Source organism: Campylobacter concisus (assembly GCF_001891085.1).
Lineage (GTDB): Bacteria > Campylobacterota > Campylobacteria > Campylobacterales > Campylobacteraceae > Campylobacter_A > Campylobacter_A concisus_O.
Genome location: NZ_JXUP01000008.1, coordinates 15,521 through 30,658 on the forward strand (window position 1 = coordinate 15,521; position 15,138 = coordinate 30,658).

A 15,138-nucleotide genomic window follows, 5' to 3' on the forward strand; every position below is an offset into this window, starting at 1 on the left:
CTTTAAATTTCTAACTCACTTATGCCAAGCTCTCTTGCATATTCTCTTTCTATATCCATACCTTTTGAAAACTCACTAGCTGGATGCTTTGAAAAATATACATAAGAGCAATGGCTAAGCATTTCAAGTCCAGCCTTTAGCACCTCGTCTCTTTGCTCCTCGCTAAACACACCGCTAAATGCAAGCACAGGGCTAAGCGGTATATATCCAGCTTCTTTTACCTTTCTGCACTCTTCTTTAGCTACCATGCAAGCCATAAAGTCAGCATTTACCTTACCGCTTTTAAAGGCAGCATAAGGGCTAGCAACATATACAAGTCTCATTGTCTCTTTCATCTATCTCCTTTGTAAAATTTTGACTTAAAAAAGCCCTCTGTTAAGGGCTTTGTAAAATCAAATACTTAAAGTATCAACTACAAAATCACTATCTTTTACATAGATATATAAGCCTCTTACTTCGTAAAATTTCTTTGAGTAAGATGCAAACATTCCCTTTATCATGGCTCTCTCCTTATGCTTTTATGCCTTGATATATCTCATCGCTATCGCTTTTTGCCCTATGTTCTTCAAGCAAAGCCATAAGCTCTCTTATCTCTTGCCATTTTTTGAAATTTCTTGGGTGAGATAGCTTTAAAAGTGCGCCTTTTTCTATCCTACGCACTTGCTCTACGCTTAGATTTAGCACCAAAGCTATCTCTTTTAGTGTCATTTTTCTATCCCAAGATAACCATATCAAGCGCCCTAGCAACGACACTCTCATCAACAAGGCATCCATTTAGCTCAGCTAGCCTCAAAGCCTTTTTATATAGCTTTGCACTGCTTCTAAAGTTACCTTTGCAGTAGGGAAATATCTCTTTTGTATAGATCTTTTCACTCTCATCTTTGCTAAGTCCTTGCATGCACCATTTGCCACAAATTCTGCTAAAAAGCTGCCTTAGTTCCTTGTTTTTACCCATTAGATTTTTTAGCAGTATCTCTGTGCCACAAAGTATCAGCGGGGTGCGTGAGAAGTCATAAATTCTTCTTAGATCTTCAAGCGCCTTTAGCGGTAGATGCTCCGCCTCATCTACCATTATCACCTTATCGCTACTCTTTAAAAACCTAGCTACCGCCTTTAGCTTTGTATTTAGCCCACCAGTAGCATCTATTTTTAAAGCCTCGCATAGATCTTCAAGCAAAACCTTAGCGCTCGTGTGACAAGTTGCCTCTATCAAAACCACATTTGGATTAGTCCTAGCAAACTCTTTTAGGGCTGTTGTCTTGCCACTTCCAGCAAAGCCATATATTAGCCCTATCTCTTTTTCAGCTATCGCCTCACTTATGATGAAATTTGCCATCTTTACATCGCTAGTTACGTAAAACTCATTCTCTTTTGCGTTTGCGTGAAAATTCTTAGCTTTTTTGTTAAAATTATTGATGTAAGCATTGATTTTTGCGTTTATTGCATCGTTATCGCCCTTATAACTTCCGGCACGAAGTTGGCTTATTAGCGATGGACTCACTCCTATTGCACGTGCAAGTGCTGATCCAGTTATGTTGTTACTAGATAAAAATTCTTCTAGCTTTTTGATATTTTCACTCATTACTACTCCTTTTAGTTAGTTTCATTGACTATTTCTTGCCAACTTTTTATCTTTTTCTCTTTTTTTACATCACTACCAGCCACAGCCAAAAACTCATCATCAAAAGCTCTATTTTTAGTCAGTGATCGGCTGCTTTTTTGAGCTGCTTCGATCTCTTTGCTCTCATTATTTACGCCCTTTAACTCAGGCTTTAGCGCTTTTTTGGCTTCAAGACCCATGACCATTTGTTTAAACTCTTCTTGGCTCTTATCTCTTGCCGCGCTAGCATCATCTTTTATATCACGCAAGCGTTTGCTAAAGAGCTTTCTAGCTGCTTTTGCTTCCTCAACACTTACGCCCTCATCCATATCAAGAACATTTGCTACGCCTATGAAGTTCTTATCATCCTCATCCCAAACAAAACACTCATTTATGTTGTCTATGTTTTCTCGGATGGTAACTCGCTCATATCTAAACATCTGCACGTTATAAAAATTCATGCCACCCACGCTAACACCCTTTTTATTCACGTGCTTTAGCTCTTTTTTGCTAAGTCTCGCACTAAGACTTATTGCGTCCATAGCCACAGCATCGTTTATCTTTTCGTTGTATGCTTCGTTACATGTTTTACCAAGGCGCTCTAGGTAGCGTGCGTTTAAGAAATTCTCAGTGTAAAGATCCATAAGGTTTTGTACTTCGCTTAGCTCTTTTAGCTTTGCTATATTAGTTTTTACGCCCTTTTTAAGGCGTCTCTCTTTTTTGGAGTAGAAAAACTCTATCGCTTGTCTTTCAGTTATGTTATGTCCGATATATCCAGCTAAATTTTCACTAAAGCTATGTTGAAGCGCTCTAAAATTTCTCTCTACATAAGGTTTTAACCAGCCACTATATGCTCTAACAGCCTCATAGCGTATCTCAAGCGAACCAAGAACCGAGCTCATATATTCACTCTTAAAGGCCTTGCCATTGTCGCCTTTTATCATTTTTGGTTTGCCATATCTTATTATGTATTTAGCCACAGCTCTTGCTATTGCTAGGCTATTTTCGCTATCGCTTATATGAAAGCTTGCCACCCCTGAGTAGGTATCGATTAGTGCTATGATCGTATAGCGTTTTTGCCACTGCCTTACGTAGCTCTCAAACTCCTCTTTACTTGAAAAGATATTATTTACAGTCTCATATCCTATGCTTTTGCATATATCACTGGCATTACATATCATGTCAAGTGGGCTAGCATCTATTTCAACGACTTCATTTATCGTTCTTACTGCCCAGTTGCTCACTCCAAGTGCTGGCATTTGTCTGCCTATAACACCATCTTCGCCGTAAAGTATGAGATTTTTAAGAAGTTTGTTTTTCTTTAGGTAGTTATTTACATACCTATTTACCACCTCATAGCTCACACACTCATCTTTTTTGGCTAAAAACTCATCAAAGCTAAGCTTATCGTCGATCTGCGAAGTTGCATAGTAGTAGTTAAGCATCTTATGGATGTTTGTTATATTTATCCTACCTTTGCCTACATTTGATTTTATTAGCTCGTCGCACTTGTCACTAAGCCCAAGCTCTTCTAGTTTTAAGCTCTTATTATTACTCCTGCTATCCACAAGTGCATCTAGACCACCCCTTTTAAATTTTCTTTGCCAGTCATAGAGCTTATTTGAGCTTACTTTTATAGGGTATTTATTGCTTGTATTTAAATACTCTATAAAACTACTCTCATCTATCTTCCCTTTTGCCTTATCCCACTCCAAAACTATTGCACGCTTACATAGTGCATCAGCTCTTTTTCCCTCACTACAAGTTGCTATTAGCGGCAAATTTGCAAAAGAGTTGCCGCTATTATTAGCGCTGCTACCATACATGGTGCCAGTAGCAGCGCAGCCATTGCCATTATCTATATTCTCTAGCTTATCATTACTACAAGATATAGCAAGTACATAGCCATTACTATCATTGCCACATTGTTCATCTCTTTTTACCTCCTCTTGTATCCATATATTCCGTGTTTTGTTACTCTTGTCACAAAGCCCATCTCTTGCATCTTCATCACAAATTCTTCCAGCGCTCTCTTTGCTTTTATCTCTTGCATCTTCGCTCTCTCCTGCCTCTTTTGCTCCATTGCTTGCTCTTCTATCGTCCTTTGCATTAGCTCCATCTCTTCCGCCCAGCTCATCTGCTCTGGCACGTCCTGTGCTGATACATCTCTCATCATTAGCGCTAGCCCCTTTGCCTGACTTCTCTCCGCTTGCTGCATTGTAAGGCACATCATAGCTCTCTCCTTCTCTTGTTTTACTGATCCTCTCCACGATCTCTGGATAAATTCTCTCGTCTATATCTATTCGAAGGGTTTTGCCACCACGACCAATGCCGTCTATATACATAAAACCTAATATATTAGGCTTTATAGAGCAAAATTTTTTTCCTGATTTTTCAGCTCTTTTTACTGCTTTTACCAAAGCATCATATTTTATAGCTAAAATTTCAGCTGCAACCCTTGAATTTACCCACATTTAGGCTACCTTTATTCCATCTTTCTCTAGTATTTTTTTAGCCTTTTGGCTCACAAAACCTTTATAAAGGCTACTAAGACTAAGTCCTCTCATCTCACAATAGTCCTTGAGGTCGTGCTTTAGCTTCTGTTTTACCTCTCTTGTCACTTGCTTGACCCTATATGCTCTCATTTTTCACTCCTTTATTTTAATTTTTTATATAATTTCATTATTAAGATGAGTTAAAAGGTGCAAAGATGTATAAAGACACGCTAAGAAAGAGAAAAGATGATAGCTTTATAGTAAAAAACTATGAAAGTAACCTAAAATTAAGCTACGACTCTATTAGAAAAGATTATGACATTATACTTACAAGTGTCATCCCAACTCAAAAAAATCTCATAAAAACATATCTATGGCTTGATACTTTCATTCTTGGTATATGTTTTTTCTTTGTCAAGGAAAAACTGATAACATCCTTTGTTCTATTTGAACTATTTATAACTCTCTTACCTTGTGTTATATCAATGGGTATTTTGCTTTTTGCTCTATATCACAATAAGGAAAAACAGTTTATATACTTTGAGCCAAAAACTATTGCCAATATCAAAAATGATAAATGGAGCTATGCTCAAGGGCTTATAAATTGTATAAAAGGCACAAAAGAAGCCTTTGACTTTAACTCTGAAATAGTTATTTTTAGAGCCTCCCTTATTAGACGTGGAGCTGCTTTTCTATTTTTATCCTTTTTATTTTTTGCCTTTACTACAGCTCATATATCATATAACTATTTTGATACAAATTATAGAAAGGAGGTAAAAACTATGGCTGATGATAAACCACCAGTAGAATCTGATGGCAACGACACAACTAAGATGTTTCTAAGCACCAACAATCAAGTAAAAGTCAACAAAGAAAACTTTAACGAGAGTGTTGAAATTAGAAAAAGTGGCAGCATTTCTATTACTGCAAGCAAAAAACCAAAACCAAGCAGCGAAACAAATGCTACTGTTGATAAGAAGGACAACAAGTAGCCACTCATTCTTACAGCTCCTTGCTCTGCAAAGCAAGGAGCTATTCATCAAACAAAAATATCCAGCCAAATAGCATAAAAGCCATAAAAAGCATCAATTCATCCATTTTTGCTCCTATGTTCATCTCAACAATAAAATTTTAAAAGAACCTTTTAGAAACTTTTTACTTTTTTTAAAGTAATATTTTTCCAAATACATTTTGAATTATAGCCTAATATATTAGGTGTTGTCAAGGACTTTTTATGGATCTAGCACAAAAAATTAAATTTTTACGTTCAGAAAATGGTTGGACGCAAGAGGATTTAGCTAATAAATCAGGTATTGGAAAATCTACTATCCAATTATATGAAGGAAAGACAGGTAACAAAAATCCTACGAATGAAAATTTAAAAAAATTAGCCAATGCTTTTCGTATTAGTGTTTCAGAATTAGCCAATGAAAATTTGTCCATAAGTGAAAATGAAAATTTGTCCATAAGTAATAAAAATTTAGTTCGTAAGTCTAAAAATTTGTCCATAAGTCCCACAAAACTTAAAAACTCACAAAAAGATATAAAAACTATATCTATACCATATTTTGAGGATACGTATGCTAGTGCTGGTGGTGGGATGATAAACTACGATGAGGCACCGGTGATCATGGACTTTGATGAAGATTTTTTGCGTATGTTTTTACGTATAAGTGGGAGCATAAAAGGCATACATATAATAAATGCTCGTGGAGATAGTATGGAACCTACTATAACTAGTGGAGAGCTCCTTTTTATAAATCCTATGCAAAACGAAAATGGCATTATAAGTGGTTGTATATATATCATAAACTACGATGGTGACTTATATGTAAAACGTATTGAGAAAAATCCAACAACAAAGGCTATAACGCTTTTTTCGGACAATAAAAAATATGAGCCCATTGTCATACAAAAACAAGATTTAGAATGTTGTCACATAATGGGTAGGGTAGTGTCACATATGAAAAAATCTTGATTTAAAGCCCATTTAAACGGCTTTTAAAAGAGTTTGTAAAAAGATGTAAAGCTTTTGTAAAGTGATGTAAAGAAATTTTCGCCACTTTGATTTTGACCAAAACTCATTCTAACTACGAATTAATCGCACTTTTCTATGCCTTTTTATAACTTTGATATCTAACATAACTTTACAAAAAGCGAAAATTTTTTATAATCAATAAAAATTTAAAAGGAAAAATATGCTCTTAGAACAACCACTTTTTTATTATGAAGCGATCAGAGAGAAATTTAAAAATAGCTACCTAGCTGAAGACAAGACGCAAACGATAATCGGCATAGACTGCGAATATATCGACGAAAAAGATATGGACTTTTACGGACTTAGAAGCTACTTTGATACTAACCGTAACAGATCACTCGCACCTTTTGCTGGACTTTTTGGCGTCTTTGCATATGACGGCGTGAGATACTTTGAGTATATCGGCAAAGAGAAGGCTAAAAAGTATGAATTTCCAAAATTTATCTACGCTGACGCTAAAGCATATCTGCACTTTGACAAGATGAGTAAAATTTATACATTCTATGGAGATAAGAATAAATATTATGACTTTTTGCTTGATGCGAAAGTTGAATGTAAAAGCAAAGAGCAGAGTAAATTTAGTATAAAAACTGATCTTGGTAAAGAAAAGAAACACTTTGAGGATATGGTTGAATTAGCAAAAGAGTATATAAGAAGCGGCGATGTCTTTCAGGTGGTGCTTGGTGAATTGCTTGAAATTTCAACGAATATGAGTAGTTTGGAATTTTATAAAAAGCTCTCACTTACAAATCCAAGCCCATATATGTTTCATTTTCCTACACCTTATGGCGATGTGGTTGGCTCTTCGCCAGAGCTTGTTTTTGAGATGGAAAGTGAGCAAATTTTTGTGGCACCAATTGCAGGCACAAGGCCTAGAGGAAGCGATGCAAATGCTGATGCTGCACTTGAAAATGAGCTATTAAGTGACGAAAAGGAGCTGGCTGAACACAAGATGCTAATCGATCTTGCTAGAAATGACATTGGCAGGGTTTCAGAACCAAAAAGTGTATCCGTAAAAAATGCGATGCATATCCAAAAATATGAAAAAGTAATTCATATCGTAACCGATGTCTATGGCAAATGCGCCAAAGGGCTTGATCTTTTTGACGTCTTAGCTAGTATTTTCCCAGCTGGCACACTAAGCGGAGCCCCAAAAATAAGAGCTATGCAGATAATTAATGAGCTTGAATTTTCTGAGCGAAATATCTATGGCGGCGGCATTGGATTGTTACATTTTAATGGCGATGCTCAGGTTGCTATTCTTATTCGATCAGCCATATTTGTGCCAGGTGAAAATGGCTTTAGTGATGTATTTGTGGGGGCTGGAGCTGGTATAGTTTACGACTCAAAGAGCGAAAGAGAATACGCTGAAATTTGTCACAAGCGAGCAAGCGTGCTAAATGTATTTAAAAATAACGCAAAAGAGTTTTAGGCGTTAAACTTTATAAATTCATAAGAGCTTTTAGCATAGCTAGTGCCCATAGAATCGATTTGCTCTCTTACGGTAGCTGAAAGCTCTGCTTTTGTGATATTTTTAGCTAGCACTTTTACAAAAGGAAATTCACTTCTTTCTTGTGCGCCAAATATCAGCACTCTTGTATCAACCTTTTTGCTTTGTCTTATCTTATCAACAACTCTTGTTAGCTCTTCGTAGTTGAAGCCTTTTACGTTTTCATCTATAAGAACGATGCCATAAGTTTTGGTTTTTATCTTTGTTAATAGCTCATCAAAGCTATTTGTGGTTTCAAGTGTGTTGTAAAATTCTCCTAAAGCTGAGCTAAATATTTTATTTTCCATTGGCGATTTCTTAAATAAAATAATATTTTCGCTTTTTGCTAGATAGCTTTCGTCTATTGCGATCTCGCCAAAATTTGGTAAAAATTTTCTAAAAATTTGAGCCAGTTCGTCGCTATTTATTGGTGTTTTTATATAGGCATTGAAGTATTCTTTGACACTCTCTCCATCTATATTTGAAGTATTTGAAAGCATTAGTATAATTGGAATTTTTGCATTTTGTATGGCTGCTTTTATAAGATCAATATTTTTTTGAAGGCTATTTTTTTCAGCTTCGAAAAATTTCGAGCCAACAAATATAAGGTCAAAATCGCCTTGCTTTATGGCTTGTTTTAGATCTTTTTTATTACAAACCCCCACAACTTCACAGTTAAATTTACTAAAACCACTTGCTGTTATATCTATGTAAATTTCATTAGTATCGCAGATTAAAATTTTTGGTTTATCGTTTAAATTTTTATTCATAATATCAGCTTCGCCTAAGCAAAGTAGCCTTGTGATGCTTAATGGAGTTAGCGGATCTTTTAAAATGAGCGGATTTTTAATATCTTGACCTTGCTTATTGGTATTTCTTAAAAATATAGCATCATAATTTTTTGTAATAGATGGATTAGTGCTTGTTAGTATATCCACTTTGAGCCCAAGGTCTTTTGTAGTCTGCTCAAAAGCTTCGTTGTAAGCTACATTTGCGTCTTGTAAGAATGCTAGTTTATGATCGCATTTTATATCAAAGTCTTTATAGTTTGATGTTGTTTTAAAAATGACTACAAATTTAAACTCATTGCCAATACTTGGAAACGAGTTAATCTCCAGCTTGCTTTCTAAATTTTTTAAATAAATTTGAGCGATTTTTAGATAAAACTCGCTCTCATCATTATTTAAGCTATTCTCGTCATCTAAAAATATATCTGAAATTTGCTTTTCGCTCATGGCAGCTGAACTATTTTTTATACTAAAGCTTACAGAACAAAGCCCGCTTCTATCAAACTCTTTTTGAACTTTTTTGATAGCAATGATAATGTTTTGGTGTCTTAAAGACATTGATAGTGATGCCAAAAAGATAGAGTTAAATGCGGTTTTTAATGAATTTAGATTTCCTTCTAGTTCATTTGTAAGGCTTGGATCAAGGTAGCTTATAAAATTTATCTTTTTGCTTTGCGAATAGACGATATTTGCTTGCAAAATTTCTTCAAAGCTTTTTTGAGGATCAAATATCTCGGTTTTATTGCATTCGCTATATTTTTTAACATTTGAGATATTTTTAGCATTGTTATAAAGCGAAGTCATGATATTCGCATTTTTTTCTATCGTGTCTATAAATACTTGCTTTTTGCTATTATTTGTTTCTATTTTTAAAGCCGCAGTCGATGTAAAAATTTCTTTATTAATAGACTCTAGTTTCTTACTCACTGATAAAATATATCTATCTTTTATCTGAAAAAAGCTGCTATCTTTTATATAAGTTTCTTTTAGATCTTCATAAGTTTTTATGAGCCTTGATATCGCATTATCCGCACTTGTCTCTTTTGATGATAGGATATAACTCGATATGTATTTTGATTTATCGATAAGCACCTTTAAAAATTTTAACCTAGCAGAAATACTAAGCAAAGATAAAATGAGCAAGCCACAAAGTAAAAACTCAAAGAAGGTCTTTATGCCAAAGCTTATTTTCTCGCTCTCGGTAAGTTCTAACAGCTCATTTTTTATGTTTATGGCACTATCTAATAAAAGTATAAATTTATCATCTTCATACTGTTTTATTAAGATGATATCTTCGATATTTAGCTTTTCAGAAAATGCGATCTTGGCTTTAGCTTCTCTTATTTTTCTAGCTTGATAGTTGGCTTCAAACTGGTTAAAGTCTTTGTAAATATTCTCTTTTAGCTCACTTTTTGGAAGCATATCAAGATTTGGTGTGTTGTCTCTTACGGAATATATATTTTCTCTTACATCATTGTTTATTGAAAATAAAGGGCCATTTATAAAGATATTTTTTACGTAGTATTTAGTGTTGTTTGCTAAAGAGAGTTGATTGTAAATTTTACTTAAAGTTGCGACATAAGCTTTTATTATAAGCGGAAAGTCTCGGTCTAAGTCCTGTTTAAAATCGCTATCTATTTCTCCATTTATATTTTGGAAAAATTCGTAAAATAGTTCATCAAATTTATCATTTTGGTTTAGATTTGCTAGCAATTCTTTTAATTTATTTACATTTCGTATCTCGATGCGATCGTCTTTTCTTATATAATTTATAAATTTTTGTGTATTTTTTAAGGTGCTATCTCGCAACTTTTTTATATTTTCTTGGCTTTTGCCTATTAGCGTATCGTGCTCTTGTATTACGGATTTTATAGTTTGAAATACTAAGGATTGTTTATATAGTTTTTCATTTAGATCTTTTAGATCTGTAAATTTTTTATAGCTTTCATTTCCGCTATATGCGCAAAAGATCGCTGAAATTATTATTGGCGCTAACAATATATAAAATTTATTATTTTTCATGGATACTCTTTTTGCTATGTTTTTTGACGATATTTTCTATCTCAATTAGTCTTTTGGTAAAAAGAGACATCTCTTTCATTTTTCCATTTTGATTGTTATCTAAAAAAGCGTTAAGCTCATTTACAAGGTTATTAAGCTTTAAATTTAATGCAGCTTCCCTTATCTCATCTACGTATTTTTTGAGCATTATCTCGTCTTTTGCGATTATGGCTGATTGGATTTGGATAAGAATTTCTCTTGCGTTACGCAAAAATATATTTAAATAGGATGCAAAATCTTTTTTACTTAAATTTAGTATTTTAAGTGATGTTTCAAACCAGGAATCATCTATAAGTGACTGTGTCTGCGTGTCAAAAAGATACCATGCGTTTAGTTTAAAAACAGGCAGTCTTAATGTAGGTTTTACTTTTACTGCTGCTATTAGGTTTTGGTTGTTTATTATGTCTTGCTTCTCTAAAAGCACGATAAAAAATTTCTCACCATTTTTTAAAATAGCATTTTGCAATCTCGCTTCTAGTAAGATAGCACCACCATCTTTTCTTTTTAAATTTACTCTAGCACTATTATCTTTCGTATTTTGTAAAAATTCCAAGAAGCTGTAGTTTGGACTTTCTTGGCTTGTTATGACTAGCTCACTTATATCTTTGTATCGCAACAAAAAGTCATCCAAACTATCAAAACCCAATAGCTCAAGTGAATCTTGCGTTATCGCAGATATTTTTAAATTTTCATCATATATTATCACTTCAAATTTCCTTCTTTGAGTACTGCAAGCTTTTCTGCTACGCTTTTATTTGTTATTTTTGCCACTTCGTCTAAATTCGCTTCGTTGATTTTATCAAAACTTCCGTAAAAGCTGATTAATTTCGCGATACTTCCCTCAGATACGCCAGCTTGCTTTAGAATTGATCTTTGCATATCGTTTTTCTGTCTTGTTTTTCTGTGAAAGCTGATGACAAATCTATGGCTTTCATCACGCATTTTTTGGAAAAACTGAAGCTTTTTATCGCTCGTGCTTAGGCTAAAGCTACCATTTTTTGTATAAATTTTATCCTTTGCCTCGCCTTTTGCGCGGTGAGCTTTGGCATCGATCTTCTCTTTTGAAATGGCTATCACATCGACGTTTGCGCCACTGCTTGCTAAAATTTCACAGGCTAAGTTTAAAAGCACTTCACCACCGTCAATAACCCAAAGATCAGGCGGACTAAGCTTGTCAAATCTAAGCGCTCTAGCAGTCAGGCTCTCTTTCATCTGATCGTAGTCGTTTTTAGAGCTTAGGTGCATATGGCGGTAGTTTTGCTTCGCCCACTCGCCATGCTCATAGCGCACCATCGCCCCCACACTTGCCTCACCAAAAAGGTGCGAGTTATCGTAGGCTTCAACCACGTAAGGCGTGTGAGCTAGGTCAAAGTACTCTTTTATCTCGTTTAGTAGCTCGTTATCATGCGTTTTTAGATATTTTTCGATGCTAACTTCGGCGTTTTTTGTAGCGATCTCACAAATTTTACGTTTATCGCCTATTTTTGGGTATGTGATGCTAAATTTACGTCCAAATCTCTCGTTTAAAATTTCCTCCACCAGCTCACTATCTTCAAAGCTCTCATACACATAAATTTTGGTGCTAATTATCGGCTGACCAGCTATGAAGCTTTTTAAAATGGCCTGCTTATAAGCCTCGTTTATCTCATCTTTTTGAGCGTTTTTGGCCTGCGTGATGTCAGTTTTCACGCCAGTTATCTTGCCACTTTGCACGCTAAATCTTACCGCACAGATCATATCGTGCACGCAAGCGACCGAGTAGGCCTCAAAGTCCTCAAGTTTAGCAAGATCAACTTCAACCTTTGTTTGCATGTTTTTAAGTGTTTGTATCTTATCTCTAGTCGCGGCTGCTTGCTCGTAGTCTTCAGCCTTGGCGTAGTTTAGCATGAGCTCTTCAAGGCGAGTGATAAGCAAATTTGGATTTTGTAAGGCCGCGATAGCTTCATTTACGATTTTAGCGTAGTTTTCTTTTGAAATTTTGCCTTCACACGGGGCATAGCAGCGTTTTAGCTGATAAAAAAGGCAGGCTTTTTTGCCTTTGATGCAGGACTTTTTCTGAACTAGGTTGAAATTTAGATAAAGCGCTTCAAGTAGCTCGCTAGCTCCACTAAAATATGGCCCAAAATAGCGGATATTTGAGCCTTTTACCACCTTTCTAGTGATCTCAAATCTTGGAAAATCATCATTTAAATTTATAAAAATGTAAGGGTAGGTCTTGTCGTCACGAAGCAAGATGTTGTATTTTGGTTTTAGTTGCTTGATGAAAGAATTTTCAAGTATGAGTGCGTCTGCTTCGCTTGGCGTGACGATGTATTCAAGATGCACAGCTTCGCTTATCATCTTAGAAATTCTTGGGCTTAGTTTTTCAGCCGGAGCTAGACTTGGGGTAAATTTAAAGTAGCTTTTGACCCTATTTTTTAAAATTTTGGCCTTGCCAACGTATAAGAGTCTATTTTGCGCGTCAAAATACTGGTATACGCCAGGCTCGTTTGGAAGCGTTCTTATCTCGTCTATTAGCATCTTGCCTGCTCATTTTTATTGAGCAAAATTTCTCTTAGCTCTTCAAATTTTTGGTGTATTTGCTCGTCTTTTGCTAAATTTTTAAACTCGCCTTTACTAGCTGGCGCATAAAAGATGGTACTTTGCTCTTTTTGATTAAAAAATTTTAAAAATTTGCTCACGACAAATCTTATATTTTCTTCTTTTTTGTTCTTTGTATAGTTGATTTCGTTAATAGGTTTTGGAGTAAGAATGCTGTTAAAAACGCTATTTTTATTAAAATTGCAAAAGGTTTTTAATAACCTTTTTATATCATTTATACTACTATCACGCCTAAGCTCTAAAAGCCCAGTGGGATGAGTAAGAACAAAGGTCAAAACACCTTCTCTAACGTAGCAAAAAGCTATATAAAATCGTTTTGCTTTCCCCATAAGCTCTAAAAGCTGTTGGCACTCATTTGCCATGCTTAATTTTTCTTTATACAAAGGATTTTCATGAATAGTATTTATCAAAAATTTAGCGTTTTTCATGGGCTTATCTTATCATCTTTTATTTTAATTTTTACTCTTTTTGCATTTAGTGGCTGTGGCTACAAGGATGATCCATTTTACGGAGACGCTCCCGTAAAAGAAAAGAAAACTGACAAGATAAATAAAATCTAGTAAATTTTTGTATTTAAATAAAAATGTAATGTAAGCTTAATAATTTTAACTAACCTAATTTTTAGGCTCATTTAAGTAATATACCAAGATTTTTTATTCTACAAGGAGAGTATAATGAGGTTTTTTGGACTTCTAGGCTTGTTTTTCGCGATGGCTTTTGGTGCTGATGGAGAAACCGCAGCTATTGACTTAACTACTACATGGGCAGGAATTTTATCGCTTATAATTTTTGTTGTTGGATATTTTTTCATAGCAGCAGAAGAAAATTTCCATATCGACAAAGCAAAACCTGCTATTTTTATCGGTACGTTTATGTTCCTACTTATTGGCGTTTATATGCTTATAAATGGCATGGATGTGCATTCGCTTGAACATGAGGTAAATCACCTGATTTTAGAGATCGCTCAGATCGTATTTTTCTTGATGGTGGCGATGACTTTTATAGAAGCACTTATAGAAAGAGACGTATTTAATGCGCTTAAATATAATCTCGTATCAAAAGGCTATACTTATAGAAAGCTATTTTGGCTAACTGGTATTTTGGCATTTTTCATAAGCCCAGTAGCTGATAACCTAACAACAGCACTTATTCTTTCAACCGTTCTTCTAACGATAGATAGAAATAATACAAATTTCCTAGTAGCTGGCGCGATAAATATCGTCGTTGCAGCAAATGCAGGTGGAGCATGGAGCCCATTTGGCGATATCACTACGCTTATGGCTTGGGCTGCTGGAAAAGCACCATTTGTCGACTTTTTCGCACTTTTCCCAGCATCTATCACTGGCTGGTTTGTAACGGCATTTTTACTTTCTCGCGTGGTGCCAAGTACTGCACCGCATTTTGATGTAGCAAACGAGCCAAAAGTGGTTATGAAAAAAGGTGGCAAAGCGGTTATCTTTATAGGTGCATTTACTATCTTTTGCGCAGTTATGATGCACCAGTTGTTTCACTTACCAGCGATGTGGGGCATGATGTTTGGCTTCTCGCTACTTAGCCTTTATACATATTATTTCAAAAAAGCTCACAAAAATGAAGAGCCAATGCATGTATTTCACTATATGTCAAAGATCGAAAACAACACACTATTTTTCTTCTTTGGAATTTTAGCTGCAGTTGGCGCTCTTCATTTTGCTGGATTTTTAAATTACGCTGTATCACTTTATGATAAATTTGGCTCAACTGCTGTAAATATTGGTGTTGGATTCCTTTCAGCGATCGTTGATAACGTCCCTGTTATGTCAGCTGTTTTAAAAGCAAATCCGGCAATGGGAGCTGATGCAGGTGAGGCAATGAGTCAGTGGCTATTAGTGACACTAACTGCTGGTATTGGCGGTTCGATGATCAGCTTTGGTTCAGCAGCTGGTGTCGGGGTAATGGGTAAATTAAAAGGAATTTATACCTTTGGCGCACATATGAAATACGCTTGGATGGTGGTTCTAGGATATATCGTATCAATCATTGTTTGGTATGTGCAGTTTGAAATTTTTCATATCTATTTTTAAAAG

General features: G+C 35.2%; 14 protein-coding genes. 5 read left to right on the forward strand and 9 right to left on the reverse strand.

What is annotated here, in order from left to right:
- Positions 1–2 precede the first annotated feature (2 nt).
- The 5 genes from TH67_RS07840 to TH67_RS10370 form a co-directional block, all read right to left on the reverse strand.
- On the reverse strand, positions 3–335 hold the full coding sequence (locus TH67_RS07840) for a DUF1937 family protein (protein WP_021086762.1): 333 nt from the start codon (positions 333–335) through the stop codon (positions 3–5).
- A 175-nt stretch (positions 336–510) separates the two neighbouring features.
- On the reverse strand, positions 511–708 hold the full coding sequence (locus tag TH67_RS07845) for a sigma factor-like helix-turn-helix DNA-binding protein (RefSeq protein WP_072595095.1): 198 nt from the start codon (positions 706–708) through the stop codon (positions 511–513).
- A gap of 4 nt (positions 709–712) precedes the next feature.
- Positions 713–1,582: an AAA family ATPase gene (locus TH67_RS07850; RefSeq protein WP_072595096.1), complete on the reverse strand. Its 870-nt coding sequence runs from the start codon at positions 1,580–1,582 to the stop codon at positions 713–715.
- Between the two features lie 11 nt (positions 1,583–1,593).
- On the reverse strand, positions 1,594–4,074 hold the full coding sequence (locus TH67_RS07855) for a DDE-type integrase/transposase/recombinase (RefSeq protein WP_072595097.1): 2,481 nt from the start codon (positions 4,072–4,074) through the stop codon (positions 1,594–1,596).
- Positions 4,075–4,245, reverse strand: coding sequence for a hypothetical protein (locus TH67_RS10370; protein ID WP_180371744.1), 171 nt, complete (start codon positions 4,243–4,245; stop codon positions 4,075–4,077). It lies immediately after the preceding gene.
- A gap of 65 nt (positions 4,246–4,310) precedes the next feature.
- Between TH67_RS10370 and TH67_RS07860 the strand changes: the two genes are divergently transcribed.
- From TH67_RS07860 to TH67_RS07870, 3 genes are all read left to right on the forward strand, one after another.
- Positions 4,311–5,087, forward strand: coding sequence for a hypothetical protein (locus tag TH67_RS07860; RefSeq protein WP_072595098.1), 777 nt, complete (start codon positions 4,311–4,313; stop codon positions 5,085–5,087).
- Positions 5,088–5,329: 242 nt separating this feature from the next.
- The gene (locus TH67_RS07865) at positions 5,330–6,073 is read left to right on the forward strand and encodes an XRE family transcriptional regulator (protein ID WP_072595099.1); all 744 of its coding nucleotides are present in this window, start codon (positions 5,330–5,332) and stop codon (positions 6,071–6,073) included.
- A gap of 220 nt (positions 6,074–6,293) precedes the next feature.
- Positions 6,294–7,565, forward strand: a complete 1,272-nt coding sequence (locus tag TH67_RS07870; protein ID WP_072595100.1) for an anthranilate synthase component I family protein — start codon at positions 6,294–6,296, stop codon at positions 7,563–7,565.
- Here TH67_RS07870 and TH67_RS07875 read toward each other — a convergent pair.
- From TH67_RS07875 to TH67_RS07890, 4 genes are read right to left on the reverse strand one after another with little or no spacing between them, the layout of a single operon-like run.
- Positions 7,562–10,432, reverse strand: a complete 2,871-nt coding sequence (locus TH67_RS07875; protein ID WP_072595101.1) for a response regulator — start codon at positions 10,430–10,432, stop codon at positions 7,562–7,564. The genes TH67_RS07870 and TH67_RS07875 overlap by 4 nt on opposite strands.
- On the reverse strand, positions 10,422–11,177 hold the full coding sequence (locus TH67_RS07880) for a hypothetical protein (protein ID WP_072595102.1): 756 nt from the start codon (positions 11,175–11,177) through the stop codon (positions 10,422–10,424). Before TH67_RS07880 ends, TH67_RS07875 begins: the two co-directional genes overlap by 11 nt.
- Positions 11,174–12,991: an excinuclease ABC subunit UvrC gene (gene uvrC, locus TH67_RS07885; protein WP_072595103.1), complete on the reverse strand. Its 1,818-nt coding sequence runs from the start codon at positions 12,989–12,991 to the stop codon at positions 11,174–11,176. Before uvrC ends, TH67_RS07880 begins: the two co-directional genes overlap by 4 nt.
- Positions 12,985–13,434, reverse strand: a complete 450-nt coding sequence (locus tag TH67_RS07890) for a hypothetical protein (protein ID WP_081370935.1) — start codon at positions 13,432–13,434, stop codon at positions 12,985–12,987. The genes uvrC and TH67_RS07890 overlap by 7 nt, the downstream gene beginning before the upstream one ends.
- A 30-nt stretch (positions 13,435–13,464) precedes the next feature.
- Between TH67_RS07890 and TH67_RS10375 the strand changes: the two genes are divergently transcribed.
- Positions 13,465–13,632: a hypothetical protein gene (locus TH67_RS10375; RefSeq protein WP_180371745.1), complete on the forward strand. Its 168-nt coding sequence runs from the start codon at positions 13,465–13,467 to the stop codon at positions 13,630–13,632.
- Between the two features lie 114 nt (positions 13,633–13,746).
- Complete coding sequence (nhaD, locus tag TH67_RS07895) at positions 13,747–15,135, forward strand: sodium:proton antiporter NhaD (RefSeq protein ID WP_021091705.1); 1,389 nt, start codon at positions 13,747–13,749, stop codon at positions 15,133–15,135.
- Positions 15,136–15,138: the final 3 nt, after the last annotated feature.

Coding starts and splice junctions, on each gene's coding strand:
- TH67_RS07890 (WP_081370935.1), bottom strand. CDS start 13,434: ATGGCAAATGAGTGCCAACAGCTTTTAGAGCTTATGGGGAAAGCAAAA.
- TH67_RS07845 (WP_072595095.1), bottom strand. CDS start 708: ATGACACTAAAAGAGATAGCTTTGGTGCTAAATCTAAGCGTAGAGCAA.
- TH67_RS07865 (WP_072595099.1), top strand. CDS start 5,330: ATGGATCTAGCACAAAAAATTAAATTTTTACGTTCAGAAAATGGTTGG.
- TH67_RS07875 (WP_072595101.1), bottom strand. CDS start 10,432: ATGAAAAATAATAAATTTTATATATTGTTAGCGCCAATAATAATTTCA.
- TH67_RS07870 (WP_072595100.1), top strand. CDS start 6,294: ATGCTCTTAGAACAACCACTTTTTTATTATGAAGCGATCAGAGAGAAA.
- uvrC (WP_072595103.1), bottom strand. CDS start 12,991: ATGCTAATAGACGAGATAAGAACGCTTCCAAACGAGCCTGGCGTATAC.
- TH67_RS10375 (WP_180371745.1), top strand. CDS start 13,465: ATGAATAGTATTTATCAAAAATTTAGCGTTTTTCATGGGCTTATCTTA.
- TH67_RS07860 (WP_072595098.1), top strand. CDS start 4,311: ATGTATAAAGACACGCTAAGAAAGAGAAAAGATGATAGCTTTATAGTA.
- TH67_RS07840 (WP_021086762.1), bottom strand. CDS start 335: ATGAAAGAGACAATGAGACTTGTATATGTTGCTAGCCCTTATGCTGCC.
- TH67_RS07850 (WP_072595096.1), bottom strand. CDS start 1,582: ATGAGTGAAAATATCAAAAAGCTAGAAGAATTTTTATCTAGTAACAAC.
- nhaD (WP_021091705.1), top strand. CDS start 13,747: ATGAGGTTTTTTGGACTTCTAGGCTTGTTTTTCGCGATGGCTTTTGGT.
- TH67_RS10370 (WP_180371744.1), bottom strand. CDS start 4,245: ATGAGAGCATATAGGGTCAAGCAAGTGACAAGAGAGGTAAAACAGAAG.
- TH67_RS07855 (WP_072595097.1), bottom strand. CDS start 4,074: ATGTGGGTAAATTCAAGGGTTGCAGCTGAAATTTTAGCTATAAAATAT.